Raw genomic sequence first — 23,876 nt, forward strand, 5'->3', positions numbered from 1 at the left:
ATGTGAAAGGAAAGTCATGGCACTGAGCAGCTTCTACCCGGTCCTCGGCACCTCCCGGATCGCGGAGTCCCGCGACTTCTACACGCGCTGGTTCGGCTTCGAGATCACCTTCGAGGCGGACTGGTACGTCAGCCTGCGTCGCCCGGCCCGCGACGGCGAGCCCGCCTACGAATTGGCCCTCCTCGACCCCACCCACCCGACCATCCCCGCGGGCTTCGGCAAGCCGGTCCAGGGGCTGGTCCTGAACTTCGAGGTCGACGACGTCGACGCCGAATGGCAGCGCCTGGTCGAATCCGGTGGCCTGCACCCCGAACTTCCCCTCCGCACCGAGGACTTCGGCCAGCGCCATTTCATCGTCGCCGACCCCTCGGGCGTCCTCATCGACGTCATCACCGAGGTCCCGCCCACCCCGGAGTTCGCCGCGCAGTTCACCCAGGAACCCGCCGCCCCCCACTGATTCCGCTCACAACGCGGGCCGACCGGTCGTGCTCCCGGACGGCTCGTAAGAATTCGCGGAGCGGCCGAACAGCGGTACGGTTGCCGGGTGAAGGCACTTCGTCGGTTCACTGTCCGTGCCCATTTGCCGGAGCGGCTCACCGCGCTGGGCGAGTTGTCGACGAACCTGCGGTGGTCGTGGCACGGCCCGACGCAGGATCTGTTCGCCGAACTCGACCCCGAGCTGTGGCGCGCGGTCGGCCAGGATCCGGTGCGGATGCTGGGGGAGGTGCCCGCCGAGCGCCTCGACGCGCTCGCCGCCGATCCCGCCTATCTCGCCCGGGTGGACGCCGCCGCCGAGGGGCTGCGCGACTATCTGGCCCGGCCGCGCTGGTTCCAGCAGCAGACCGGGACGACGGTCGCGGGGATCGCCTATTTCTCGATGGAGTTCGGTGTCACCGAGGTGCTGCCGAACTACTCCGGCGGCCTGGGAATCCTGGCCGGTGACCATCTCAAGGCCGCCTCCGACCTGGGGCTGCCACTGATCGGCGTCGGGCTGCTGTACCGGTCCGGGTACTTCCGGCAGTCGCTGTCGGCCGACGGCTGGCAGATGGAGCACTACCCGGCGCTGGACCCGCAGGGTCTGCCGCTGCGGCTGCTCACCAGTGACGGTTCGCCGGTGCTGATCCATGTCGGCATGCCGGAGGGGCGGGTGCTGCGGGCCCGGGTGTGGATCGCCCAGGTGGGGCGGATTCCGCTGCTGCTGCTCGATTCCGACATCGCCGAGAACGATCCGGAACTGCGCGCGGTCACCGACCGGCTCTACGGCGGCGACCAGGATCACCGGATCAAGCAGGAGATCCTGGCCGGCATCGGCGGTGTCCGCGCGGTGCGTGCCTACACCCGCGCCAACGGGCTGCCCGATCCCGACGTGTTCCACATGAACGAGGGCCACGCGGGCTTCCTCGGGGTGGAACGAATCCGTGAATTCATCGCCGACGGACTCGATTTCGATACCGCGCTGGCCGCGGTCCGGGCCGGCACCGTGTTCACCACGCACACCCCGGTGCCCGCCGGGATCGACCGGTTCCCGATGCCGCTGGTGCGCCGCTACTTCGGCGGCGCGCACGGTGAAGCCGAGTCCGCGCTGCTGCCCGGACTGTCCATCGATCGGATCCTGGCTTTCGGCCGGGAGGCCGATCCGTCCGTATTCAACATGGCCCATATGGGTCTGCGGATGGCCCAGCGCGCCAACGGCGTCTCGAAGCTGCACGGCGAGGTCAGCCGGGACATGTTCGCCGGGCTGTGGCCGGGCTTCGACGCGGCCGAGGTGCCGATCGGTTCGGTCACCAACGGCGTGCACGCGCCGACCTGGGCGGCCAGGGAATGGCTCGACAAGGCTCGCGAGCTGGTCGGGCCGGAGCTGGTCGAGGAGGCGCGCGGCTGGGAGAAGCTCAGCGATGTCGATCTCGGGCAGCTGTGGTCGACGCGAAACACCCTGCGCGGGGTACTGATCGACGAGGTACGCCGCAGGCTGCGCGATTCCTGGCGTCAGCGCGGCGCGGCCGAGGCGGAACTGGGCTGGATCGACGAGGTCTTCGACCCGTCGGTGCTCACCGTCGGCTTCGCGCGTCGCGTGCCCACCTACAAGCGGCTGACGCTGATGCTGCGCGACCCCGAACGGCTGCGCGCGCTGCTGCTCGATCCCGAGCGGCCGGTGCAGCTGGTGGTCGCGGGCAAGAGCCATCCCGCCGACGACGGCGGCAAGGCGCTGATCCAGCAGGTCGTGCGCTTCGCCGACGATCCGGCGGTGCGCCACCGCATCGTCTTCCTGCCCGACTACGACATGTCGATGGCCCGCTACCTGTACTGGGGTTGCGATGTGTGGCTGAACAATCCGCTGCGCCCGCTCGAAGCCTGCGGCACCTCCGGCATGAAGTCCGCGCTCAACGGCGGTCTCAACCTGTCCATCCGGGACGGCTGGTGGGACGAGATGTACGACGGCGAGAACGGCTGGGCGATTCCCACCGCCGACGGCGTGCGCGACGAGCACCGCCGCGACGATCTGGAGGCCTCGGCGCTCTACGAACTCGTCGAGCGCACCGTCGCGCCCCGCTTCTACGACCGCGACGCCGCGGGCGTGCCGGTGCGCTGGACCGAGATGGTGCGCCACACCCTGCAGACCACCAGTCCCAAGGTGCTGGCCTCACGCATGGTGCGCGACTACGCCGAGCAGTACTACGGACCCGCGGCCGCGGCGTTCGGCCGGGCTGCCGCCGACGGGTTCGCCGGCGCGGCGCAGGTCGCCGAATACCGCAAGCGGGTCGACGCGGCCTGGCCGTCGGTGCGGGTCGCGCAGGTCGACAGTTCCGGCCTGCCCGATACCCCGGTGATCGGCGCGAAGCTGTCGCTGGAGGCGCGCATCGAACTCGGCGGGCTCGCGCCGTCGGATGTCGTGGTGCAGGCGGTGCTCGGCCGAGTGTCGCCGACCGACGACCTGTCCGACACCACCACTGTCGAGATGACCCACACCGGCACCGACGAGGGCGTCGAGCTGTATGCCGTGCAGTCGCCGGTGCCGCTGTCGGGCGCGGTCGGCTACACCGTGCGTGTGCTGCCCCACAACGCGTTGCTGGCCTCGGATGCCGAGCTGGGGCTGGTGGCCGTCGCGGGGGCGTGACCTGCGTCGTGTCACCGACGGCGGGTTCTTCGATTCAGTGAACTTTCCGCTACCGTTCCTGGGCATCCTTCTTCTCTGAAATCCGGACTGGAGTGTCATGGCCAGCGATGTCCTAACCCGCGCCCGACGGGGTCTCGACGGGTACTTCGGTGTCACGTCGAGCGGGTCCACCTTCCGGCGCGAGGCGATGGCGGGCACGGTCACGTTCCTGGCGATGTCCTACGTGCTGGCGGTTAATCCGTCGATCCTCGGTGACGAGGGCGCCCTGGGCGACAAGGGCATCCCGATGCAGGCCGTGTTCACCGCGACGGCGGTGGCCGCGATCTTCGGCACCCTGGTCATGGGCATCTGGGCCAAATATCCGATCGCGCTCGCGCCCGGCATGGGCCTCAACGCGTTCTTCGCCTACACGGTCGTGCTCAGTATGGGCATTCCGTGGCAGGTCGCCCTGTCGGGCACCTTGCTGTCGGGCATCATCTTCTTCGTCCTGGCGATCACCAAGATCCGGGAACGGATCCTCAACGCCATCCCGCTGCAGATGAAGTTCGCGGTGGGCGCGGGCATCGGCCTGTTCGTCGCGTTCCTCGGACTGAAGAACGCGGGCATCGTGGTCAACAGCGACGCGACGCTGGTCACCCTCGGCGACTTCACCAAGGGCACCACGCTGCTGGCCCTGTTCGGCTTGATCGTGACGGTGGTCTTCCTGGTGATCGGCTGGCACGGCGCGGTGCTCTACGGCATCGTCGCGACCACCGTCCTGGGCATGGTGACGGGGCTGGTCGCGATTCCGGACGGCATCGCCGAGCTGCCCAAGGGCCTGGATCAGACCTTCGGCCAGGCGATCATCCATCTGCCCGACGCGTTCACCGGGCAGATGATCGTGGTGGTGCTCACCATGCTGTTCGTCGACTTCTTCGATGCCTCGGGCACGCTCATCGGCGTCGCCAACCAGGCGGGTCTGCTGAACAAGGACGGCACGCTGCCGCGGGCGCGCAGTGCGATGGCGGCCGACTCGGTCGGCACCACGGCGGGCGCGATCATCGGTACCTCCACCACGACCGCGTACGTGGAATCGACGGCGGGCGTCTCGGCGGGCGGGCGGACCGGGATCACCGCGGTGACCACGGCGGGCTGGTTCCTGCTCGCGATGTTCTGCTATCCGATCTTCTCGGTGATCGCCGGATCGGCCGAGGTCACCGCCCCCGCGCTGATCGTCGTCGGCGTGCTGATGGCCCGGGCGCTGGGCGATATCGACTGGCAGCACCTCGAGTACTCGGTGCCCGCGTTCCTGACCGTGATCATGATGCCGCTGACCTATTCGATCGCCAACGGCCTGGCGATGGGCATGATCTTCTACCCGATCGTGATGGTCGCCAGGGGCCGGTACCGGGACGTGCATCCGGCCATGTGGGCGCTGATGGTGTTGTTCCTCGGGTACTTCTTCTTCCTGGTCGAGTAGGTGAACCCGCCGTAGGTGTGCCTATACTTAGGCTAGCCTAGCCAAGCTTGAAGGAGAGTTACCTATGAAGCGCTCGCTCGTTGCCGCGTCGATGGCGGTTGCCACCATCTTCGCGCCGGTCACCGCGGCTGTCGTCGCCACCGCTCCCGCCGCGATCGCCGCTCCGGCGACCCCGTCGGCCGGCGAACTGCAGGGCAAGCTGCAGGCGGCCATGAACGGCTCCTCGGCCGAGCTCGAGTCGGGCAACGCGGGCAGCCTCGCCGTCGTCCGCGACACCGTCAACCGGATTCCGGGCTACAGCTGGGACGTCTCGGGGCCGGTCACCGTCGACGGTGACACCCTCTCGGCCACCCTGAACAGCCGCCTCGGTGACTACACCTACCCGATCCCGGTGACCTGGAAGAACATCGACGGCACCTGGAAGCTGTCGCAGGAGTCGGAGAGTGCCCTGGTCGGCTACGCGACCATGGCGTGGTGAACTGAGTCCTCGCGCAAAGGCCGCCCTTCGGGGCGGCCTTTGCTGTTTTTCGTGTGAGCAGGGTCACGGAAGTGCTGGGAACGACGTGAAATAGATGGCCCGGACCCAGGGTTGTGACCGGAAGAGGCAACCGGACCGTGGTCCGGTTGCGGGCATGTATCGAATCGCAGATGAGGAAACGATGACCGACACCGCTACCCGCACCACTCCCGCTACCTCCACCGCCGACGAGGTCACCGCCTACGGCATCGGCCTGCTGGTGTTGCGCGTCGGCTTCGGCGGCCTGATGGCCGCCTACGGCGCGCAGAAACTGTTCGGCTGGTTCAACGGCATGGGCTGGCAGACCACCACCGACAGCTTCGAGGCGATGGGCTACAACCCCGGTGTCCTCTTCGGCACCCTCGCCGGGCTCAGCGAGCTGGTCGGCGGTCTGCTGCTGGTCTTCGGTCTGTTCACGCCGCTGGCCGCCGCGATCGTGCTCGGCACCATGATCAACGCGATCAACGTGCTGTGGGCCGGTGGTCTCTTCCCGGCCGACCCGTCGGTGACCGGCTACTCGACCCCGCTGGTCTACGCGATCGCCGCCGCGGGCCTGGCCTTCACCGGCCCGGGCCGGTTCTCGCTCGACGCCGGGCGTCCCTGGGCGCGCCAGGGTGTCGTCTGGGGCGCCGCGGCCGTGGCGGTCGCCGTGGTCGCCGCGGTGCTGACCCTGATCCTGAAGGCCGCGCTCTGAGCCGAGCCGACGTCGACGGCGGCGGCGTGGCGACCGGAATCGGTTGCCGCGCCGCCGTTGTCGTTCCCAGGTGCGCGACGTTTCGTCATCGACCGTATGCCCGTGGTTCCACGCAGTGCCCGCGCCTGTCGCCGGTACCGATTACCCTCGTCGGCGGCGCCGGTCGACGCGGCGCCACGCACCGTCCGCGCATCGAAGAGGAGAGCTGCGATGAAGGCTTACGACCTGGGTTTCGGGGATTCCGCGGACAAACTGGCGGAGACGCCGGGCGGTGAACCGCTGACGCTCGACGCGCCGGTGCGCGCCGGGTGGATCGGCAGCGAGGGACCCGCGATCGATCCGGCGACCTGGCCGCGCGGACCGGTCACCGGGCTGCCGATGATGCACGCGCTCACCCTGCGGCTGCCCACCGACTATCAGCGCCGGGGACCGAAGTTCCCGGCCATCGCCTTCTTCCAGGGTGAGGGGCAGTTCGCCGACGCGACCGACCCGATCCACGCCGACGCGTCCGCCGAGGATCCCATCGCCCGCGAGCTGGTCTCGACCCGGCTGCACTCCCAGCTGCAACTCCTGCACGACGAGATCGGCGGCGTGTTCGCCCTGATCTGGCTGACCGAAGCGGAATTCGCCGCGGGCCCGGTCGCCCCGCCCGCCGACGTGCGCCCGCCCGGTTCGCCGGTCGCGAGCGACGAGGGCTGCAACGCCTGGGACGACGTGCACCCCACCATCGGCGTCTGGCTGGCCGAGCGCGTCGCCGATCCCAATATCGGCATCCCGCCGGTCGAGTACGTCCCGAACTCGCGCTACCAGGATCCGCTCACGGAGGACTCCGGCTGGAATCACTGGGCCGAGCCCCTGTTCGGGCGCTCCCACCTCGGCGGCACTGCCTTCCCCGTCCAGGCGCTCCCGGAGGGCCTGACCCCGTACTACTTGGAGATCGAGGAGATCTCCGGGATGAACTTCGGCGGCGGCAACGCCCAGCTCGACCTGGAGTCGGGCGTCTTCGACTGGGCCTGCGGGTAGAACTCAGTCCACCATGGCCGGGCGGTCGTCGTCGGGGTGCGCCCCGCCGGCGACGCGCGGTGGCCGGATCGCGCGGGAGAGTTCCTCCGCGACAGGGGGATCGATGATGGTCGGTTCGATCGGTTCGACGCGTGGGCGCGGCGGCGTCGAGCGGACCAGCCGGAAGGCGCCGATCAGCACGGTCAGGTAGACGACCACGTAGACGTTCATCATGACCTGCGCGCCCGGCCACCACGGCGGCAGCAGGAAGGTGCCGACACTGACCCAGGTGGGGGTGTAGGTGTAGGTCCACGCGGCGATGGCGAGGTAGAGCCCGCCGGCGGCGAGCCACCAGCGGCCACGGGTCTGCGCGCGATGGATCAGGTAGACCGTCAGCGGCACGAACCAGACCCAGTGGTGCCCCCACGAATACGGGGAGACGGCGCAGGCGGTGAGGCCGCCGAGGGTCACCGACAGCAGCGCTTCGCCGCGGCGCACCAGCTCGGCCGCGAGCCACAGCGCGACGAGCGCGATCGGGACCGCGATCAACAGCCACAACCAGACCGGGGCAGGCCCGTGGACGAGATGGGCGATGGCCCCGCGCAGCGACTGGTTGGCGGGGTGGACATCGGGGGCGATGCGGCCGGACTGGAAGAACGTCGAGGTCCAGTACTGAGCGGAATCGCTCGGCAGGACAAGCGCGGTCAGGCCGATCGTGGCGGCGAAGGTGAGTGCCGCGGTGGCCGCGGCACGCCACTGCCGCTGCGCCAGATACTGGGCGACGAAGAACAGCGGCGTCAGCTTGATCCCCGCGGCGATGCCGACGCCGAGACCGCGCAGCCTGCTGTGCTCGGCGCGGGAGAAGTCCCACAGCACGAGCAGCATGAGCCACAGGTTGATCTGCCCGTAGTAGAGCGTGGTGCGTACGGGCTCGGCGAAGACGAAGGCCAGCATGATCAGCGCGCTGACGACGACCAGGCGCGGTGTCACCCGGTAGCCGAGCATCCGCCAGCTCTGCAGCACGCAGCCGAACAACACGACGAGATTGAGTACCAACCAGGTCGTGGTGACCGCCGACCACGGCACCAGCACCAGCGGCAGGAACGCCAGCGCCGAGAACGGCGTGTAGGTGTAGAGCAGGCCGTAGTGCGTCGGCTCGATGTAGAGGGCTCGGTCGTGCAGCACGCGCCAGCCGCCGTCGCGGTAGATGTGGACGTCGAGGCCGCCGACGAGGATGCCGCCGCTGTCCATCCACGGATCCATGGTGGTGAACAGCAGTGTCACGCCGAGGATGGCGGTACCGAGTAGCAGGAGGAGCGTCGAGACTGTGCGCGGGAGCTCCGCGCGTCGAGATTTCTCCACCACGGCCGTACTACCGGCCGGCTCGCATCGTATGCACGACTAAGAACCTACCGCCCGCCCGCCGGGATGCCGCGGTGCGGCCCGCCTTTGGTAGAGGATCCCTATGAAGGCGGCCGCCGGAGCGGCCGACCGGACCCGGAAGTGCCCGGTCACGCGGCCGGCTGCAAGACCAGCATGGTGTCGGCGCCGTGATGGAACTCGTAGCGGGTCTTGCGCAGTGCGGTGTGCACGCCCTTGTCGTGGAGTTCGGTGCGGAGGTGGGCGATGAGGTCGTCCAGGGGCGCGCCGGTGTAATCGAGCAGAGGGTAGAGCCTGGCTTCGCCCTCGGTGACCCGGGACAGTTCGAGCAGGGCGGACAGGTGGAATTCGGCGTCGAGGCGGTCGGCGTAGCTGAACAGCAGGTGCGAGCTCAGCGACAGGTCGACGGACTTGTCGGGGAACGGGAGTTCGGGCAAGCTCGCGGCGATGTAGCGGTCGGGTGCGGCGCGCAGATCGGCGGCGAAGCGCCGGGCCGCGCCGCGCCGGATGGCGGCATGGCCGTCGGGGGAGCCGTACCAGTCCCAGCGGTAGCGGTGGGCATTGGCGGCGGCCCAGGCCACGGCGCGGTCGTTCTCGGTGACGGCATCGACGGCCAGTGCGGTGGTCGGACGGGCGTAGATTGGATCGATCGCGGTGACCACGGCACCCAGGGCAGTCGCCTCGGCCGCGAAACTTGCTGCGCCACCAGGGCAATCGAGCACCTTGCGCCCGGTGAGGTCGTCGTCGGACAGGTGAAACATCGCGCGGTACTCGGCCAAAGATCTTGCGCTGACCAGAAATTCGCCGAGTACCTCGCCATCGGCGTGGTGCTTCATCACCCAACGGTCTCACGACTTGCGTTCGCCCGGTGGTGAATTCACGGGTGTGGTCATGTCGATTGCAGGACTCGGCGTAAAAGTCCCTCAGCTCAGGCGGACGCGGTGAGCCTGCGCAGCGCCTTCGCCACCACCTCGGGGTCGGTGGTCTCCCAGTACGGCGGCAACGAAGCGCGCAGGTAGCCGCCGTACCGGGCGGTGGCCAGCCGCGAATCGAGGATCGCGACGACGCCGCGATCGTCGACGCTGCGCAGCAGTCGACCGGTGCCCTGGGCCAGCAGCAGCGCGGCATGGTTGGCCGCCACCGTCATGAAGCCGTTGCCGCCGCGCGATTCCACCGCGCGCTGACGGGCGGTGAGCAGCGGGTCGTCGGGGCGGGGGAACGGAATGCGGTCCAGGATCACCAGACTCAGCGACGGGCCCGGTACGTCGACGCCCTGCCACAGCGTGAGCGTGCCGAACAGCGACGTCGCCGGGTCGTCGGCGAACTTGCGCACCAGCGCGCCCATCGAGTCGTCGCCCTGGCACAGCACCGGGGTGTCGAGCCGTTCGCGCAGCGCCTCGGTAGCGGCCTTGGCGGCGCGCATCGAGGAGAACAGGCCGAGCGTGCGCCCGCCCGCGGAGGTGATCAGCTGCTCGATCTCGTCGAGATAGGCGGGGGCGAGGCCGTCGCGACCCGGCGCGGGCAGGTGCTTGGCGACATAGAGGATGCCGGACTTGGCGTGGTCGAACGGGGAGCCGACGTCGAGGGAACTCCAGCGCACCGATTCCAGGTCGGCGGGCGCGGTGGCGCCGTTGGCCAGTGCCGGGTCGACCTTGCCGCCGGACTGCGAGGGCAGGCCCCAGGTGATCGCGAGACCGTCGAACGAGCCGCCGATCTGGAGGGTGGCCGAGGTGAGGACCACGGTCGCGGTGCCGAACAGTCTGCTGCGCAGCAGGCCGCCCACCGACAGCGGCGCCATCCGCAGGGTGCGGCGCGCGACGCCGCGGATCTCGTCGGCCGAGAGCCAGATGACATCGCGGCGCGCGGCCGGATCGGCCTCCTCGAACGCGGTGAGGGTGCGCACCGCAGCGTCGTGCACGTCGTCGATCGCGGCCACGGCCATCGTGCGGGCCGCGGCGTTGTCGGGATCGTCGGTGGCCTTGACGCTGCCCTGCGGCGCGAGCGCGGTGCGGGCGTTCCAGGCGGCGTCGCGGACCAGTGCGAGGACGGGGGCGATGCCGTCGGGCAGCTGATCCCAGCGGCCGGGCGGCAGATCCTCGAGCGCCTCGTGGAACGCTTCGGCCGCGCCTTCGAGCCGGTCGACCTCGCGTTCGTCGATGAGCTTGGTGCAGCGGCGGGCCGCGGCGCTGATCGCGGTCGCGGCGAGTTCGGCGGTGGCGACGCCGGTGACCCGGTCGACCAGTTCGTGCGCCTCGTCGATCACCACCACATCGTGTTCGGGCAGCACCTGGATGCCGCTGATCGCGTCGATGGCCAGCAGGGCGTGGTTGGTCACCACCACGTCGGCCTGGGCCGATTCGGCACGCGCCTTCTCGGCGAAGCAGTCCTGGCCGAACTGGCAGCGGGTCTTGCCCAGGCATTCGCGCGAGGACACGCTGACCTGGCGCCAGGCCCGGTCGCTGACGCCGGGGGCGATCTCGTCGCGGTCGCCGGTCTCGGTGTCGGAGGCCCACTCGTTGAGCCGCTGTACCTCGCGGCCCAGCTTGGAGATGGCGAACGCGTCGAACAGTTCCGCCTCGCCGCCGGTGTCCTCCGGGATCACGCTGTTGATCTTGTTCAGGCACAGATAGTTGTTGCGGCCCTTGAGGATCGCGAACTGCGGCACCCGGCCCAGCGGCCCGGCCAGCGCGTCGGCCAGCCGGGGCAGATCGCGGTCGACCAGCTGACGTTGCAGGGCGATCGTCGCGGTGGAGACCACCACCGTGCGCCCGGTCCGCACCGCGTGCCGCAGACTCGGCACCAGGTAGGCCAGCGACTTGCCGGTGCCGGTTCCCGCCTGCACCGCCAGGTGTTCCTTGGTATCGATCGCGTGGTCGACCGCGGTGGCCATCGTCGTCTGGCCGGTGCGTTCCTTGCCTCCCAGGGCATGCACGGCGGTGGCGAGCAGGTCGGCGACGGGAGGAAGTTCGGGCACGCAGGCAGCTTATCGGTCCCCTCGGACAGGATTTTCGGAGCGCTGGCGCGCTCGAGGTCGCGGCCCCTGATCGACGGGGCGGCCGCGACTCGCCGCCGCGCGGCGGACCCTCCTCGAGGTCGGGTCGTGGGAGCGGGTCGTCAGGTCGGGTCAGGGCTCGCGGACGAAGTCGTCGAGGTGGTCGCGGACGTAGTCGAGGACGCGCTGTTCGAAGTCGGCGGGTTCGTTGATGTCGTAGATCTCGTCGGGGTCGTCGGCGCGAGCGCCGTCGGGGCGGCGGATCTGGCCCGGGTTGGCCAGGGTCTGGTGTTCGTCGTCGAAGAAGCGGTCCAGGGCGTCGTCGGGGGAGCTGGGAGAGGCGTCGCGGGCGGCCAGGATCGCGGCGGCGGCCAGGCGTGGCATGCCCGCCGCGCGCAAACCCCGTGTGGCCCAGGGGAGCTCACCGCGACGGGTGCGCAGGTAGCCGCTGAAGCCGGTGTCCAGGACGCTGGTGTGCAGGCTCGACAGGGCCAGCAGGTGGGCGAAGGCGGGCGGGAGTTCGGCGAAGGCGCCGACGCCGCGGCGCTGCAATTCGTCGGTGACGGGGTTGGACCAGAAGACGATGTCAGCGGCGTCGTGGATGCTGTCGAGATCGGCCAGCGCCGCCCGCAGGCGGGCGCGGGCCTGCGCCGGGAATCGGTAGTCCATGGGTGCAGGCTAGCCGCGTCCCGGCCGCTCGCCGCGGGTCGCCCGTCCTCGTCCCCGGGTGTGCCTGCGACAGAGTTCAGCCGCGAAGCTCGCCCGACAACGCGACGCCCGCCTCGCGCAGCGTGGACAGCGCGGCGGTGACCGTCGCCGGGGCGACGCCCGCGGTGAGGTCGAGCAGGACGCGGGTGTCGAACCCCGCGGCGCGGGCATCGAGCGCGGTGGCGCGCACGCAGTGGTCGGTGGCGATGCCGACGACGTCGACGCGGTCGATGTCACGGGCACGCAGCCAGTCCGCCAGGGTGCTGCCGTCGGCGGCCGCGCCTTCGAAACCGGAGTAGGCGGCGGAGTACTCGCCCTTGGAGAAGACCTCCTGGACCGGGCCGAGATCCAGCGCCGGGTGGAAATCCGCGCCCGGCGTGCCGACCCGGCAGTGCGGGGGCCAGGTGTCGACGTAGTCGGGCTCGGTGGAGAAATGCGGGCCGGGATCGACGTGGTAGTCCCTGGTCGCGACCACCGCGTCGTAGTCGTGCGTGGCCACGAACTCGCTGATGGCCGCCGCCACCGCGGCGCCTCCCGCGACAGCCAGTGCCCCGCCCTCGCAGAAGTCGTTCTGCACATCCACGATCACCAGACCGCGTGCCATGGCGTCCTCCACTTCCTCCACCGGTTCGAGCCGCGCGTGCGGGCGCGTCGTGTGCCGTGCGGAACTCCGACGACATCATTGTCCGCTGCCCCGACCCGCACGGCCACTCGGCCGCGTCGCTCCGGCCGCTGTCGTGGCGCGGTCAGCCCAGGAACGTCGTCGGCACCGCGGGCTCGCCCGCCGACAGCTTGAGCCCCTCCCACGGCAGGCTGACCAGCCCGCGCGCGACCAGCTCCCGGCTCTGCGCCAGCGTCGCGACGCCGTCGACCACCGTGCCCTTGCGAACCAGCGGCACCAGCAGCTCCCTGGCCTGGAAACCGTTGGTGGCCGGGGTTTCTCCGTCGGCGGGGTAGACGATCTCCTCGACGATCGTGCCGGTCGCGCGGGCCAGCCGCAATGCCTTCTTGGTGCCGCCGCGCGACTGCTTGTGACTGCTGCGCTTGGCCACCGGGACGCCGTCGACCTCGACCAGCTTGTAGACCATGCCCGCGGTCGGGGCACCGGAACCGGTGACCAGTGAGGTGCCGACGCCGTAGACGTCGACCGGTTCGGCGCGCAGGGCCGCGATCGCGTACTCGTCCAGATCGCCGGAGACCACGATGCGAGTGCCGGTGGCGCCGAGGCCGTCGAGCTGGTCGCGGACCTGCCTGGCCAGCACGCCGAGATCGCCGGAATCGATCCGCACGCCGCCCAGCTCGGTGCCGGCGACCTCGATCGCGGTCGCGACGCCCCTGGTGATGTCGAAGGTGTCGACGAGCAGGGTGGTGCCGACGCCGAGCGCGTCGACCTGGCTGCGGAACGCGGCCGCCTCGTGCTCGCCGTCGGCGCCGCTGTGCAGCAGGGTGAACGCGTGCGCGCTGGTGCCCGCGCCGGGCACGCCGAAGTCGCGCACGGCCGCCAGATTGGAGGTGGCGTCGAAGCCGGCCAGGTAGGCGGCGCGGGAACTGGACGGCGCGGCCAGTTCGTGGGTGCGCCGCGAGCCCATCTCGATCATCCGCCTGCCCGCCGCCGCGCTCACCATGCGCGCGGCCGCCGAAGCGATGGCGCTGTCGTGATTGAGGATCGACAGGGCCAGCGTCTCCAGCAGCACACACTCGGCGAAACTGCCGCGCACGGACAGGATCGGCGAGCCGGGGAAGTACAGCTCGCCCTCGGCGTAACCGTCGATATCGCCGGTGAAGCGATATTCCCGCAACCAGTCGACGGTGGCCGGGTCGAGGAACCGGGCGACCACGGCGAGTTCGGCCGGACCGAACCGGAAATCGGTCAGCGCCTCGAGCAGCCTGCCGGTACCGGCCACCACGCCGTAGCGGCGACCGTGCGGCAAGCGCCGGGCGAACACCTCGAAGGTGCACTGCCGATGCGCCGAGCCGTCGGCCAGGGCGGCGGCGAGCATGGTCAGCTCGTACTGATCGGTCAGCAGCGCGGTGCTGGCGAACTCGTCACGGATCTGCACACCGGAAACTGTAGTCACCGCGGGTGTTGTTTCTGCGTGGCCGCGTCGTACCCTGGGTTTTATGGCCGTGTGCAATCCCGTTCGAGCCGGCGCCGTCACCGACGCCGTGAACGCCGCACTGTCAGCGGCGCAAGCGACGCCGGAAGCGGTCGAACAGACCGAGATCCTCGAGGCCGAGGACCGACCCTGGGTGACCGTCGTCTGGGACGACCCGGTGAACCTCATGCACTACGTCACCTACATCTTCCAGAAGCTCTTCGGCTACAGCAAAGCCAAGGCGACCGAGCTGATGTTGCAGGTGCACAACGAGGGCAAGGCCGTCGTATCCTCCGGTTCCCGCGACAAGATGGAGCAGGACGTGCGCCGATTGCACGCGGCGGGACTCTGGGCAACCATGCAGCGAGACGACTGAGTACCGTAGCCCTGTGCGCAAGTGGAGCAGGAAGAACTCACTGAGTGGCCTGAAGCTTCGTTCCGAGATGGACGAGCACGAGGCCACGGTGCTGCGCTCCCTGATCGGCGCCGTATCCGGTCTGCTCAGCGACCGCGCCGCCGACGCGCCCGAGGACGAACTCGCCGCGCTGACCGGCCTGCGCACCGGCAACTCCACCCCGCCCGACGACCCGCAGCTGCTGCGCCTGCTGCCCGACTTCCACCGCGCCGAGCCCGGCTCGCCCGATGCCAAGCGCGCCGACCTCAACTCCGCGCTGCGCAGCCTGCACGAGCCCGAGATCATCGACGCGAAACTGGCCGCGGGCCGGGTAGTGCTGGACAGCTGTCCCGAGGTAGGCGGCAAGATCGTGCTCACCCCGGAACAGGCCGACGCCTGGCTGGCCGCGCTCACCGACGTGCGCCTGGCGCTGGGCACCCTGCTCGACATCGACGACGACACGCCCGACCACTTCGATCCGAGTGATCCGCGTGCGCCGCATCTGGACGTCTACCACTGGCTGACCTGGATGCAGGACTCGCTGTTGCAGGCGCTCGCGCCCTGATTTCGGCGGGTTAGGGTCGGGGAATGCGCAGTGCTCCCGGTCCACGGAACTCGATCACCGATGTGGCGGGCGTGCTGGTCGGCCATCACCAGGTGCTCGACGACGACGTCACCCTGGGTACCGGCGCCGCGACCGGCTGCACCGTGGTGCGCGTCCCCGGCGGCGCGACCGCCGCGGTGGACGTGCGCGGCGGCGGACCGGGCACCAGGGAGACCGATCTGCTCGACCCGGCCAATACCGTCCGTCAGCTGAACGCGGTCCTGCTCACCGGCGGCAGCGCGTACGGCCTGGCCGCCGCCGACGGCGTGATGCGCTGGTCGGAGGAGCACGGCGAGGGCATCCCGATGGACCCGGCCGATCCGAGCCGGGTGGTGCCGATCGTGCCCGCCGCGGTGATCTTCGATCTGCCGGTGGGCGCGTGGCACATCCGGCCCGACGCCGACTTCGGATTCCTCGCGGCCGAGGCGGCCGCCGCCGATTTCGCGCGCGGCACCGCCGGGGCGGGGGTCGGCGCGCGCGCCGGTGCGCTCAAGGGCGGAATCGGTTCGGCGAGTGTCGTTCTCGCCGACGGGCCGGGCGCCGGGGTGACGGTCGGGGCGGTGATCGTCGCCAATCCCGTCGGCTCGGTGGTCGATCCGCGCACCGGGCTGCTGTGGGGCGCAGGCACCGACGGGCCCGATTTCTTCGGGCTGCGGCCCGGGACCGCGGCCGAGATCGCCGCGCTCGACGCCCTGCCGGTGAAGGGCACCGTGCTCAACACGACCATCGGCGTGGTCGCCACCGACGCCGCGCTCGACCCGGTCGCCTGTCACCGGCTGGCCACCACCGCGCACGACGGGCTGGCCCGCGCGATCCGGCCGGTGCATTCCCCGCTCGACGGTGACACCCTGTTCGCGCTGTCCACCGCCGCGATCGAGGTGCCGCCGATCCCGCTGCCCGGCGCGTTCCCCGGCGATCTGCTGCTGCTCGACCAGTTGTGCACGGCCGCGGCCGTGGTCGTGGAGCGGGCTGTCGTCGACGCCGTGCTCAGCGCGACCTCGATCGCCGGGATCCCGGCCTATCGAGATCTGTTCCCGCGCCGACTCCCCGCAGGTGGGGACCGGGGTGCGCGCGGCGCGGAATAGCCGAATAGGGTGGGTCGTTGTCGAGGTGGTGCTCGACAGCACGCAGTCAGGTTTGTGGAAAGGGTCGAGGAAGTGCTGGTGATCAGGGCCGATCTCGTGGACGCGATGGTGGCGCACGCGCGCGCCGACCACCCGGACGAGGCCTGCGGCATCATCGCCGGACCCGAGGGCAGCGACCGGCCGGAACGCTTCGTCGCCATGGTCAACGCCGAACGTTCGCCCACGTTCTACCGCTTCGATTCCGGGGAGCAGTTGAAGGTCTGGCGCGCGATGGACGAGGCCGACGAGACCCCCGTGGTCGTCTACCACTCGCACACCGCGACCGAGGCCTACCCGAGCCGTACCGACATCTCCTACGCCTCCGAGCCGTTCGCGCACTATGTGCTGATCTCCACCCGCGACCCGGAGCGGCACGAACTGCGCAGCTACCGCATCGTCGACGGCGAGGTCACCGAAGAGCCCGTGCGGATCGTCGATTCCTACGACGCCTGAACCCACCGAACGAAGTCACACCCGAGGAGTCCCCATGCCGGTAACCGTGTCCATTCCGACCATCATGCGAGGTCTCACCGGAGGCGAGAAGCGCGTCCAGGGCGAGGGCTCGACGCTGTCGGCGCTGATCGAGAACCTCGAGGCCAACCACCCGGGCCTGGCCGAGCGGCTGCTCTCCGACGGCAAGCTCAACCGCTACGTCAACATCTACGTCGACGACGAGGACGTGCGCTTCACCGGTGGTCTCGACGCCGAGGTACCCGCGGGCGCGTCGGTCACCATTCTGCCCGCCGTCGCCGGCGGCAGTGTCGATCTCGGCGCTCCCGAGGCGCTGCGTGGTGCCGCAGGCTCCCTCCTCCGCGTCCGTCGCTCGCGCCTGCGCTGACGTCGTGGCCCGCTACGAATCGCTGATCGCGACCCTCGGCAACACCCCGCTCGTCGGATTGAAGACGCTGTCGCCGCAGTGGGACGGCGACGACCACGTCCGCCTGTGGGCCAAGCTCGAGGACCGCAACCCCACCGGGTCGATCAAGGACCGGCCCGCGCTGCGGATGATCGAGCAGGCCGAGGCCGACGGGCTGCTCACTCCGGGCTGCACGATCCTGGAGCCGACCAGCGGCAACACCGGGATCTCGCTGGCCATGGCGGCCAAGCTCAAGGGCTACCGGATCGTGTGCGTGATGCCGGAGAACACCTCGGTGGAGCGGCGTCAGCTGCTCACCATGTTCGGCGCCGAGATCATCGACTCGCCGGCCGCGGGTGGTTCGAACCAGGCCGTGGCCATGGCCAAGGAGATCGCCGCGAAGAACCCGGACTGGGTGATGCTCTACCAGTACGGCAATCCGGCCAACGCGCTCGCGCACTACGAGACCACCGGCCCGGAACTGCTGGCCGACCTGCCCGAGATCACGCATTTCGTGGCCGGTCTCGGCACCACCGGCACCCTGATGGGCACCGGGCGATTCCTGCGCGAGAACGTGCCGGGCATCGAGATCGTCGCCGCGGAACCCCGCTACGGCGAACTGGTCTACGGCCTGCGCAACATCGACGAGGGGTTCATCCCCGAGCTGTACGACGAGGCGGTGCTGACCACACGGTTCTCCGTCGGCCCCTACGACGCGGTGAAGCGCACCCGGGAACTCGTCGGCGAGGAGGGCATCTTCGCCGGCATCTCCACCGGCGCGATCCTGCACGCGGCGCTGGGCGTGGCGAAGAAGGCGCAGAAGGCGGGCAAGCGCGCCGATATCGCGTTCGTCGTCGCCGACGGCGGCTGGAAGTACCTGTCGACCGGCGCCTACGACGGCACCCTGGACGAGGCCGAGGAACGGCTCGACGGCCAGCTCTGGGCGTGAGTTGTCGGAGCGCTGGCGCGCGCGACGGCCGCTGCGCGGCCTGCCCTCCCTAGGGGTCGGGCGTGCGGACTGGGTTCGTGGGTGCGTGGTCGAGTCGGGGCGGGCCTACGGGGGCGGGTGTTTCGGTACCCTGGCTTCTGTAGTGGCCCGGCCCGAGTGGAGGCGATGTCGGTGAGCGGTGGCGGAGGAATCGGAGCCTCGTTCGATCCGGATCGGATCGCCGGGCTGCGGGGACGGCCCGGCGCGACCCCACCCGCACGGCGCGAGGGCGTCCGGGCGTGGACGCGCGCTGCGGTCGTGATCGTCGGGTTCGTCGGGTCGTTGTATGTGATCGAGGGCGTCGACGCGGTGCTCTCGCACGACCGGCCGACGGGGGCGCCCGGTCAGCTCGACGCGGGCGGGATCGAACCCCGCGAACTCGACGGCCTCGACGGCATCGTGTGGGCCCCGCTGCTGCACGGCGGCTGGGATCACCTGATGGCCAACACGCTGCCGCTGCTGATCCTCGGTTTCCTGGTGCTGTTGTCCGGGATCGGGCGCGGTATCGCGGCCACGGCGATCATCTGGGTGGTCGCCGGTGTCGGCACCTGGCTGACCGGCTCGTCGGGCAGCGTGCACGTCGGCGCGTCGTCGCTGGTGTTCGGCTGGCTGACGTATCTGATCTGCCGTGGGTGGTTCGCCCGCAATGTGGGGCAGATCGTGCTCGGCGTGGTGATCTTCGCGCTCTACGGCTCGATGCTGTGGGGCGTACTGCCCAGTGACCCCCTAATTTCTTGGCAGGGACATCTTTTCGGGGCGGTGGGTGGAGTCCTCGCGGGCTGGGTACTCTCTGGTGATGAACGTCGACGCCGCCGTGGAGCATCGGTCGGCCGCGCAGTACCTACGCGGTAGCCGGGGATCCGGTCTGGAAAATGGGGGGATCCTGCATTGAGCACCAGCACGTCGTGGCAGCATGGGGGCATGCGCCTTACCGTCCTCGGGTGCTCGGGCAGCGTGTCCGGCCCGGATTCCCCAGCGTCGGGTTACCTGCTGACGGGTCCCGATATGAGGCCGACCGTCATCGACTTCGGTCCCGGCATCTTCGGCGCGCTGCAGAAGTACCTGAACCCGGGTGACGTCGACATCTTCCTGACCCATCTGCACGCGGATCACTGCCTCGATCTGCCCGCGCTGCTGGTGTGGCGTCGCTACCATCCCAATCCGCCGCAGGGCCTGGCGCTGGTGCGCGGTCCCTCCGACGCCGCGCTGCGCATCGGCAACGCCTCCGCCGAGATCGGCGGCGAGACCGACGACTGGTCCGACGTGATCGACTCGCAGGCCTGGGTCGAGAACGTGCCCGTCCCCTTCGGTCCCGGCCACACCGTCGAGGCCCGCCGGATGTATCACCCGCCGGAGTCCTACGGCCTGCGCATCACCGCCGCGGACGGCCGCGTCTTCGTCTACACCGGCGACACCGCCATGTGCGATGCCGTCGTCGAGCTGGCCGAAGGCGCCGACGTGCTGATGGCCGAAGCCTCGTGGACCCACGATCCGGCCAATCGCCCTCCCGGCATTCACCTTTCGGGCACCGAGGCGGGCGAGATCGCCACCCGCGCGGGCGCCAAGGAACTGCTGCTCACCCACATTCCCCCGTGGACCTCGCGCGAGGATGTCATCGCCGAGGCCAAGGCCGCGTTCGCCGGCCCGGTCCACGCGGTCTCGCCCGGCGAAACCTTCGACCTGTAGGACCGGCGAACAGTCGAGCTTCCCGACGACTCGCTGACTCCCGGGCACGTGGAACGGCTAGTGTGTGTGCCGTGTCGAGACGAGCCGATGGCAGGGCGGATGACGAACTCCGCGAGGTAAGGATCACCCGTGGCTTCACCACGCATCCGGCGGGATCGGTGCTGGTCGAGTTCGGGCAGACCCGGGTGATGTGCACGGCCAGCGTCACCGAGGGTGTCCCGCCGTGGCGGCGGGATTCGGGGCTCGGCTGGCTCACCGCGGAGTACGCGATGCTGCCCGCCGCCACCCACACCCGCAGCGGGCGTGAATCGGTGAAGGGCAAGGTCGGCGGCCGGACCCAGGAGATCAGCCGCCTGATCGGGCGCTCGCTGCGCGCCTGCATCGACCTGGCCGCGCTGGGCGAGAACACCATCGCGCTGGACTGCGACGTGCTGCAGGCCGACGGCGGCACCCGTACCGCCGCCATCACCGGTGCGTACGTGGCGCTCTCGGACGCGGTGACCTACCTGGCCGCGGCGGGCAAACTGGCCGACCCGCAACCGATCTCGTGCATGATCGCCGCGGTGAGTGTCGGCGTGGTCGACGGCCGGGTGCGCCTCGACCTGCCCTACGAGGAGGATTCGCGCGCCGAGGTCGACATGAACGTGGTCGCCACCGACACCGGCACCCTGGTCGAGATCCAGGGCACCGGCGAGGGCGCGACGTTCCCGCGCTCGACCCTGGACAAGCTGCTCGATTCGGCGCTGGCCGGTTGTGAGCAGCTGTTCGCGGTGCAGAAGGAAGTCCTGGCGCAGCCCTACCCGGGTGCGCTGCCCGAGCCGGCCGGTAAGAAGTAGCCGTGGCCGTGCGCGTGCTGGTCGCCAGCCGGAATGCCAAGAAGCTGAAAGAACTGCGCCGAATCCTCGACGAGGCGGGCGTGGCCGGGATCGAACTGGTGAGCCTGAACGAGGTGCCGCCCTACGAGGAGGCGCCCGAGACCGGGGCCACCTTCGAGGAGAACGCGATCGCCAAGGCGCGCGACGGGGCCGTCGCCACCGGATTGCCGTGTGTGGCCGATGATTCCGGGATCGAGGTGGACGCGCTCAACGGCATGCCCGGCGTGCTCTCGGCGCGCTGGTCGGGCCGTCACGGTGACGACACCGCCAACAACACCTTGCTGCTCGCGCAGCTCGGTGACGTGCCCGACGAGCGGCGCGGCGCCCGGTTCGTCTCCACCTGCGCGCTGGTGCTGCCCGACGGCACCGAGACCGTGGTGCGCGGCGAATGGCCGGGCATGATCGCCCGGAAACCGGTGGGGGAGGGCGGTTTCGGTTACGATCCGCTGTTCCTGCCGGAGGGCGGCACCGGCAGTGCTGCGGAACTGACTCCGGCCGAGAAGGACGCGGTCTCGCACCGCGGCCGGGCGCTCACCCAGCTGCTGCCCGCGCTGGCCGCGCTGGCCTGAACCGAAACGACAGCGCCGCCGCCCCGGATTCCGGGTGCGGCGGCGCTGTCGTCGTTCGGGGGGCTCAGAGTCCGTACTGCTGTTTGACGTCCTTGGCGTTGCGGTGCTCGACGAAGAACGACAGCAGCGGGATGGTGCCCGCGATCAGAGTGCCGACGGTGCGCCCGATCGGCCAGCGCACCTTCACGGCGAGGTCGGCGGTGACGAGCAGGTAGGCGAAGTACACCCAGCCGTGCACGACCGCGATCCAGCTCGGGGTGTCGACGCCGAAGCCGTACTTGGCGATCATCTCGCCGGTGAGCAGCAGCAGCCACAGGCCGGTGACCCAGGCCAGCACCCGGTAGCGCTGTAGCGCCGGACGGATCTTGGCGGCGTCGCCCGCCGGGGCGGCCTGGTCGAGCGACGGTGCGGTCGTGTTCTCGTCGGTGGTCACCCGGCGTTCCTCTCAGGGGCGCGCAGACCGGCCGAGCGGACCTGCGCATCGATGTCGCTGGCGTGCAGTCCCGCCAGGTACTGGTTGTAGGCGACCGTTTCCGGGTCGTCGGCGGGCGCGGCCTTGGGCCGTTCCGGCAGGATCCCGGCGGGGATCTCGCGCGGTGCCTCGGCCTTCGCCGCGCGCGGTGCGGTGTCCGGTTCCTCGGCCTCGCGCTCGAGGCGGACGAACCGGACGTAGGCGAACACCGCGAACGCGGCGAACAGCGGCCACTGCAGGGCGTAGCCGAGGTTCTGGCCGGTTCCCGAGGCCGATTCGAACCGCTCCCACTGCCACCAGGCCAGCGCGAGGCAGCCCAGCGCGACGACGACGACCAGCGCGATCAGGGCCGGTCGATTGTGCGCCGGGCGGGGAGAGGAAGCGGACACGCGCTCCACGGTACCCGCCTACTACAGGCGGCGTAGGAGCAGGTCGGGGGCTCAGAACTTGTAGGTGATCCCGGTCATCCGCTCGGATTCCTCCCACAGCCTGCGCAGCAGTTCCGGATTGCGCGAGATCGCGCTCGACGGGCACGCCTCGACCGGGCCCTGGGACTGCATCCACTTGTTGGGACCCCAGTAGACGGTCGGGTCGGCCGCAGGCTCGGTGGCGGCGAACAGGCTCGAGTGGGCGGCCTTGGCCGGCGGGTGGCCGATGAGCTTGATGAACGGCTTGCTGACCCGGTCGAGCGGGGTCTCGGTGCGGGCGAACAGGTCGGTCGCCGAGACGCCGGGGTGCACGGCGTAGGACTTCTTGGCCGAGCCCGCCTCGCTGAGCCTGCGCTGTAGTTCGCGGCCGAACATGAGGTTGGCCAGCTTGGCCTGGGCGTAGGCGAGGTTGCGCTGGTAGCGGCGGTGCTCGTAGTTGAGGTCGTCGATCCACAGCTTGGGCGTCTGCTTGTGGGCGATGCTGGCCAGGGTGACGACCCGGTCGGTGATGCGGTCGAGCAGCAGGCCGGTGAGCGCGAAGTGGCCGAGGTGGTTGACGCCGAACTGGGTCTCGAAGCCGTCGGCGGTGCGCGAGAACGGGATGTTCATCAGGCCGGCGTTGTTGATCAGGACGTCGAATTCGCCCTGCTGGTCGGCGAAGGCGCGCACGGAAGCCAGGTCGGCGAGGTCGAGCGCGGCCACCCGGACGTCGCCCGGGATGGCGTCGGCGATCGGCTGGGCCTTGGCCGCGTTGCGGCACGCCATGATCACGGTGGCGCCCTTGCCTGCCAACACCTTGGTGGTTTCGGCACCGAGGCCGCCGTTGGCCCCGGTGATCACGAACGTGCGCCCGGTCTGGTCCGCGATGTCAGTTGGTTTCCATGCCATGCACCGACCTTACTCCGGAGTAAGATCGGAGGGAAGTGGTCAGCCGAGCAATCCGGCCAGCGTACCGGCGCAGGCGGGCCTGCGCAGTTTGGTCAGCGCCTTGGCCTCGATCTGCCTGGCCCGTTCCCGCGAGACGCCGAGCGCCGAGCCCACCTCCTCCAGCGAGCGCGCCTGTCCGCGATCGAGACCGAACCGCAGCCGGATGACGGCGGACTCACGCTCGGTGAGGACCGCGAGCGCGGCCTCGACATAGCCGGGCAGCATCCGCTCGGCCACCACGTCCGCCGGCGCGGGCGCGGTGTCGGGCAGCAGCGTGCCCAGTTCGGCGCCCTCGCCGACCGGCGCGTGCAGCGACACCGGCTCGGGCTCGTGCCGCAGCACCGCCGCGACCTGGGCGACGGTGAGCTCGGCGGCCGCGGCCAGCTCCTCGACGGTGACCGCGCGGCCGAGCCGCTGGGTCAGCTCGCGGCGTACGCGGATCACCCGGTGCAGGACGTCGGCGACGTTGGACGGCAACCGGATCGTGCGGCCCTGATCGGTGAGCGCCCGCCCGATCGACTGGCGGATCCAGTACGTCGCGTACGTCGAGAGCTTGAGCCCGCGCGTGTGGTCGAACTTCTCCACCGCGCGGATCAGGCCGAGGGTGCCCTCCTGGATCAGGTCGAGCAGCGCCATACCGGTGTTGGTCGGGAACCGGCGCGCGATGGAGACCACCAGGCGCAGATTCGCCCGGACCATCCGGTCCTTCGCGCGCAGTCCGTCGAGTTCGGTGCGGCGCAGCCGCTCCCGCCGCGCGGCGGTGAGTTCGATTCCGGCCGCGGCGTTCTCGTCGAGTTCGGCGCGGGCCGCCGTGCCTGCGGCGATACGGGCACCGAGGGCGTATTCCTCCTCGGCGGTCAGCAGGGGCGTGCGGGCGATGGCGGTCAGGTAGTCGCGGACGGAATCGGTGGTGACGGTCAAGGAAGGCTCCGTTCGATGCTGCGAGGGTGTGGCCGACCGGGTGGCCGGTGGTGGCGGCGCGCCGCCACC

General features: G+C 70.2%; 26 protein-coding genes. 16 read left to right on the plus strand and 10 right to left on the minus strand.

Annotated features, from left to right (window positions below; all coding sequences use genetic code 11):
* The first annotated feature begins 16 nt into the window (after positions 1–16).
* From V8688_RS12470 to V8688_RS12495, 6 genes are all read left to right on the plus strand, one after another.
* On the plus strand, positions 17–457 hold the full coding sequence (locus tag V8688_RS12470) for a VOC family protein (RefSeq protein ID WP_218716789.1): 441 nt from the start codon (positions 17–19) through the stop codon (positions 455–457).
* Positions 458–544: 87 nt separating this feature from the next.
* Positions 545–3,115: an alpha-glucan family phosphorylase gene (gene glgP / locus V8688_RS12475; RefSeq protein WP_342800843.1), complete on the plus strand. Its 2,571-nt coding sequence runs from the start codon at positions 545–547 to the stop codon at positions 3,113–3,115.
* 97 nt (positions 3,116–3,212) lie between these two features.
* Positions 3,213–4,574, plus strand: coding sequence for an NCS2 family permease (locus V8688_RS12480; RefSeq protein WP_305082648.1), 1,362 nt, complete (start codon positions 3,213–3,215; stop codon positions 4,572–4,574).
* Between the two features lie 64 nt (positions 4,575–4,638).
* Positions 4,639–5,052, plus strand: a complete 414-nt coding sequence (locus V8688_RS12485; RefSeq protein WP_316573725.1) for a hypothetical protein — start codon at positions 4,639–4,641, stop codon at positions 5,050–5,052.
* Positions 5,053–5,233: 181 nt separating this feature from the next.
* A complete protein-coding gene (locus V8688_RS12490; RefSeq protein ID WP_218716792.1) occupies positions 5,234–5,785 on the plus strand; it encodes a DoxX family protein in 552 nt (183 codons plus the stop codon).
* A 210-nt stretch (positions 5,786–5,995) separates the two neighbouring features.
* Complete coding sequence (locus V8688_RS12495; protein ID WP_342800844.1) at positions 5,996–6,808, plus strand: hypothetical protein; 813 nt, start codon at positions 5,996–5,998, stop codon at positions 6,806–6,808.
* A 3-nt stretch (positions 6,809–6,811) separates the two neighbouring features.
* Here the strand turns inward: V8688_RS12495 and V8688_RS12500 are convergent, their stop codons facing one another.
* The 6 genes from V8688_RS12500 to V8688_RS12525 all read right to left on the minus strand — a co-directional run bounded on the left by V8688_RS12500 (position 6,812) and on the right by V8688_RS12525 (position 13,927).
* The gene (locus V8688_RS12500; RefSeq protein ID WP_218716794.1) at positions 6,812–8,071 is read right to left on the minus strand and encodes a glycosyltransferase 87 family protein; all 1,260 of its coding nucleotides are present in this window, start codon (positions 8,069–8,071) and stop codon (positions 6,812–6,814) included.
* A 227-nt stretch (positions 8,072–8,298) separates the two neighbouring features.
* Positions 8,299–9,003 carry a hypothetical protein gene (locus V8688_RS12505; protein WP_342800845.1) on the minus strand — a complete coding sequence of 235 codons (705 nt, stop codon included), beginning with the start codon at positions 9,001–9,003 and terminating at the stop codon, positions 8,299–8,301.
* A gap of 92 nt (positions 9,004–9,095) precedes the next feature.
* Positions 9,096–11,141, minus strand: coding sequence for an ATP-dependent DNA helicase (locus V8688_RS12510; RefSeq protein ID WP_316573728.1), 2,046 nt, complete (start codon positions 11,139–11,141; stop codon positions 9,096–9,098).
* Between the two features lie 150 nt (positions 11,142–11,291).
* On the minus strand, positions 11,292–11,828 hold the full coding sequence (locus tag V8688_RS12515; RefSeq protein WP_316573729.1) for a hypothetical protein: 537 nt from the start codon (positions 11,826–11,828) through the stop codon (positions 11,292–11,294).
* Positions 11,829–11,904: 76 nt separating this feature from the next.
* Positions 11,905–12,471 carry an isochorismatase family protein gene (locus V8688_RS12520; protein ID WP_316573730.1) on the minus strand — a complete coding sequence of 189 codons (567 nt, stop codon included), beginning with the start codon at positions 12,469–12,471 and terminating at the stop codon, positions 11,905–11,907.
* A gap of 142 nt (positions 12,472–12,613) precedes the next feature.
* Positions 12,614–13,927: a nicotinate phosphoribosyltransferase gene (locus tag V8688_RS12525; protein ID WP_218716798.1), complete on the minus strand. Its 1,314-nt coding sequence runs from the start codon at positions 13,925–13,927 to the stop codon at positions 12,614–12,616.
* Positions 13,928–13,988: 61 nt separating this feature from the next.
* Here V8688_RS12525 and clpS point away from each other — a divergent pair, with 61 nt between their 5' ends.
* From clpS to rdgB, 10 genes are all read left to right on the plus strand, one after another.
* A complete protein-coding gene (gene clpS / locus V8688_RS12530; protein ID WP_218716799.1) occupies positions 13,989–14,339 on the plus strand; it encodes an ATP-dependent Clp protease adapter ClpS in 351 nt (116 codons plus the stop codon).
* A gap of 13 nt (positions 14,340–14,352) precedes the next feature.
* On the plus strand, positions 14,353–14,922 hold the full coding sequence (locus V8688_RS12535; protein ID WP_218716800.1) for a DUF2017 domain-containing protein: 570 nt from the start codon (positions 14,353–14,355) through the stop codon (positions 14,920–14,922).
* Positions 14,923–14,945: 23 nt separating this feature from the next.
* Positions 14,946–16,046 (plus strand): P1 family peptidase, encoded by a 1,101-nt coding sequence (locus V8688_RS12540; protein WP_316573731.1) that lies wholly within the window; start codon positions 14,946–14,948, stop codon positions 16,044–16,046.
* A gap of 72 nt (positions 16,047–16,118) precedes the next feature.
* Positions 16,119–16,538 carry a M67 family metallopeptidase gene (locus tag V8688_RS12545; protein WP_218716814.1) on the plus strand — a complete coding sequence of 140 codons (420 nt, stop codon included), beginning with the start codon at positions 16,119–16,121 and terminating at the stop codon, positions 16,536–16,538.
* Between the two features lie 34 nt (positions 16,539–16,572).
* Positions 16,573–16,923: a MoaD/ThiS family protein gene (locus V8688_RS12550; protein WP_342800846.1), complete on the plus strand. Its 351-nt coding sequence runs from the start codon at positions 16,573–16,575 to the stop codon at positions 16,921–16,923.
* A 4-nt stretch (positions 16,924–16,927) separates the two neighbouring features.
* Positions 16,928–17,890 (plus strand): cysteine synthase, encoded by a 963-nt coding sequence (locus tag V8688_RS12555; protein ID WP_218716802.1) that lies wholly within the window; start codon positions 16,928–16,930, stop codon positions 17,888–17,890.
* Positions 17,891–18,055: 165 nt separating this feature from the next.
* Complete coding sequence (locus V8688_RS12560; RefSeq protein WP_316573732.1) at positions 18,056–18,781, plus strand: rhomboid family intramembrane serine protease; 726 nt, start codon at positions 18,056–18,058, stop codon at positions 18,779–18,781.
* 69 nt (positions 18,782–18,850) lie between these two features.
* Positions 18,851–19,615, plus strand: a complete 765-nt coding sequence (locus V8688_RS12565; RefSeq protein ID WP_218716804.1) for a cyclic nucleotide-degrading phosphodiesterase — start codon at positions 18,851–18,853, stop codon at positions 19,613–19,615.
* A 71-nt stretch (positions 19,616–19,686) separates the two neighbouring features.
* Positions 19,687–20,451, plus strand: a complete 765-nt coding sequence (gene rph, locus V8688_RS12570; protein ID WP_218716805.1) for a ribonuclease PH — start codon at positions 19,687–19,689, stop codon at positions 20,449–20,451.
* Positions 20,452–20,453: 2 nt separating this feature from the next.
* On the plus strand, positions 20,454–21,059 hold the full coding sequence (gene rdgB, locus V8688_RS12575) for an RdgB/HAM1 family non-canonical purine NTP pyrophosphatase (protein WP_218716806.1): 606 nt from the start codon (positions 20,454–20,456) through the stop codon (positions 21,057–21,059).
* Positions 21,060–21,123: 64 nt separating this feature from the next.
* Here rdgB and V8688_RS12580 read toward each other — a convergent pair whose 3' ends face one another.
* The 4 genes from V8688_RS12580 to V8688_RS12595 all read right to left on the minus strand — a co-directional run bounded on the left by V8688_RS12580 (position 21,124) and on the right by V8688_RS12595 (position 23,807).
* Complete coding sequence (locus V8688_RS12580) at positions 21,124–21,423, minus strand: DUF3817 domain-containing protein (RefSeq protein ID WP_308248377.1); 300 nt, start codon at positions 21,421–21,423, stop codon at positions 21,124–21,126.
* A gap of 65 nt (positions 21,424–21,488) precedes the next feature.
* Positions 21,489–21,920: a transcriptional regulator gene (locus tag V8688_RS12585; protein ID WP_218716808.1), complete on the minus strand. Its 432-nt coding sequence runs from the start codon at positions 21,918–21,920 to the stop codon at positions 21,489–21,491.
* A 51-nt stretch (positions 21,921–21,971) separates the two neighbouring features.
* A complete protein-coding gene (locus tag V8688_RS12590; protein ID WP_218716809.1) occupies positions 21,972–22,847 on the minus strand; it encodes an oxidoreductase in 876 nt (291 codons plus the stop codon).
* A 39-nt stretch (positions 22,848–22,886) separates the two neighbouring features.
* Positions 22,887–23,807 (minus strand): sigma-70 family RNA polymerase sigma factor, encoded by a 921-nt coding sequence (locus V8688_RS12595; RefSeq protein WP_218716810.1) that lies wholly within the window; start codon positions 23,805–23,807, stop codon positions 22,887–22,889.
* Positions 23,808–23,876 lie beyond the last annotated feature (69 nt).

This window comes from Nocardia sp. No.11, assembly GCF_038752175.1.
Taxonomy (GTDB): domain Bacteria; phylum Actinomycetota; class Actinomycetes; order Mycobacteriales; family Mycobacteriaceae; genus Nocardia; species Nocardia canadensis.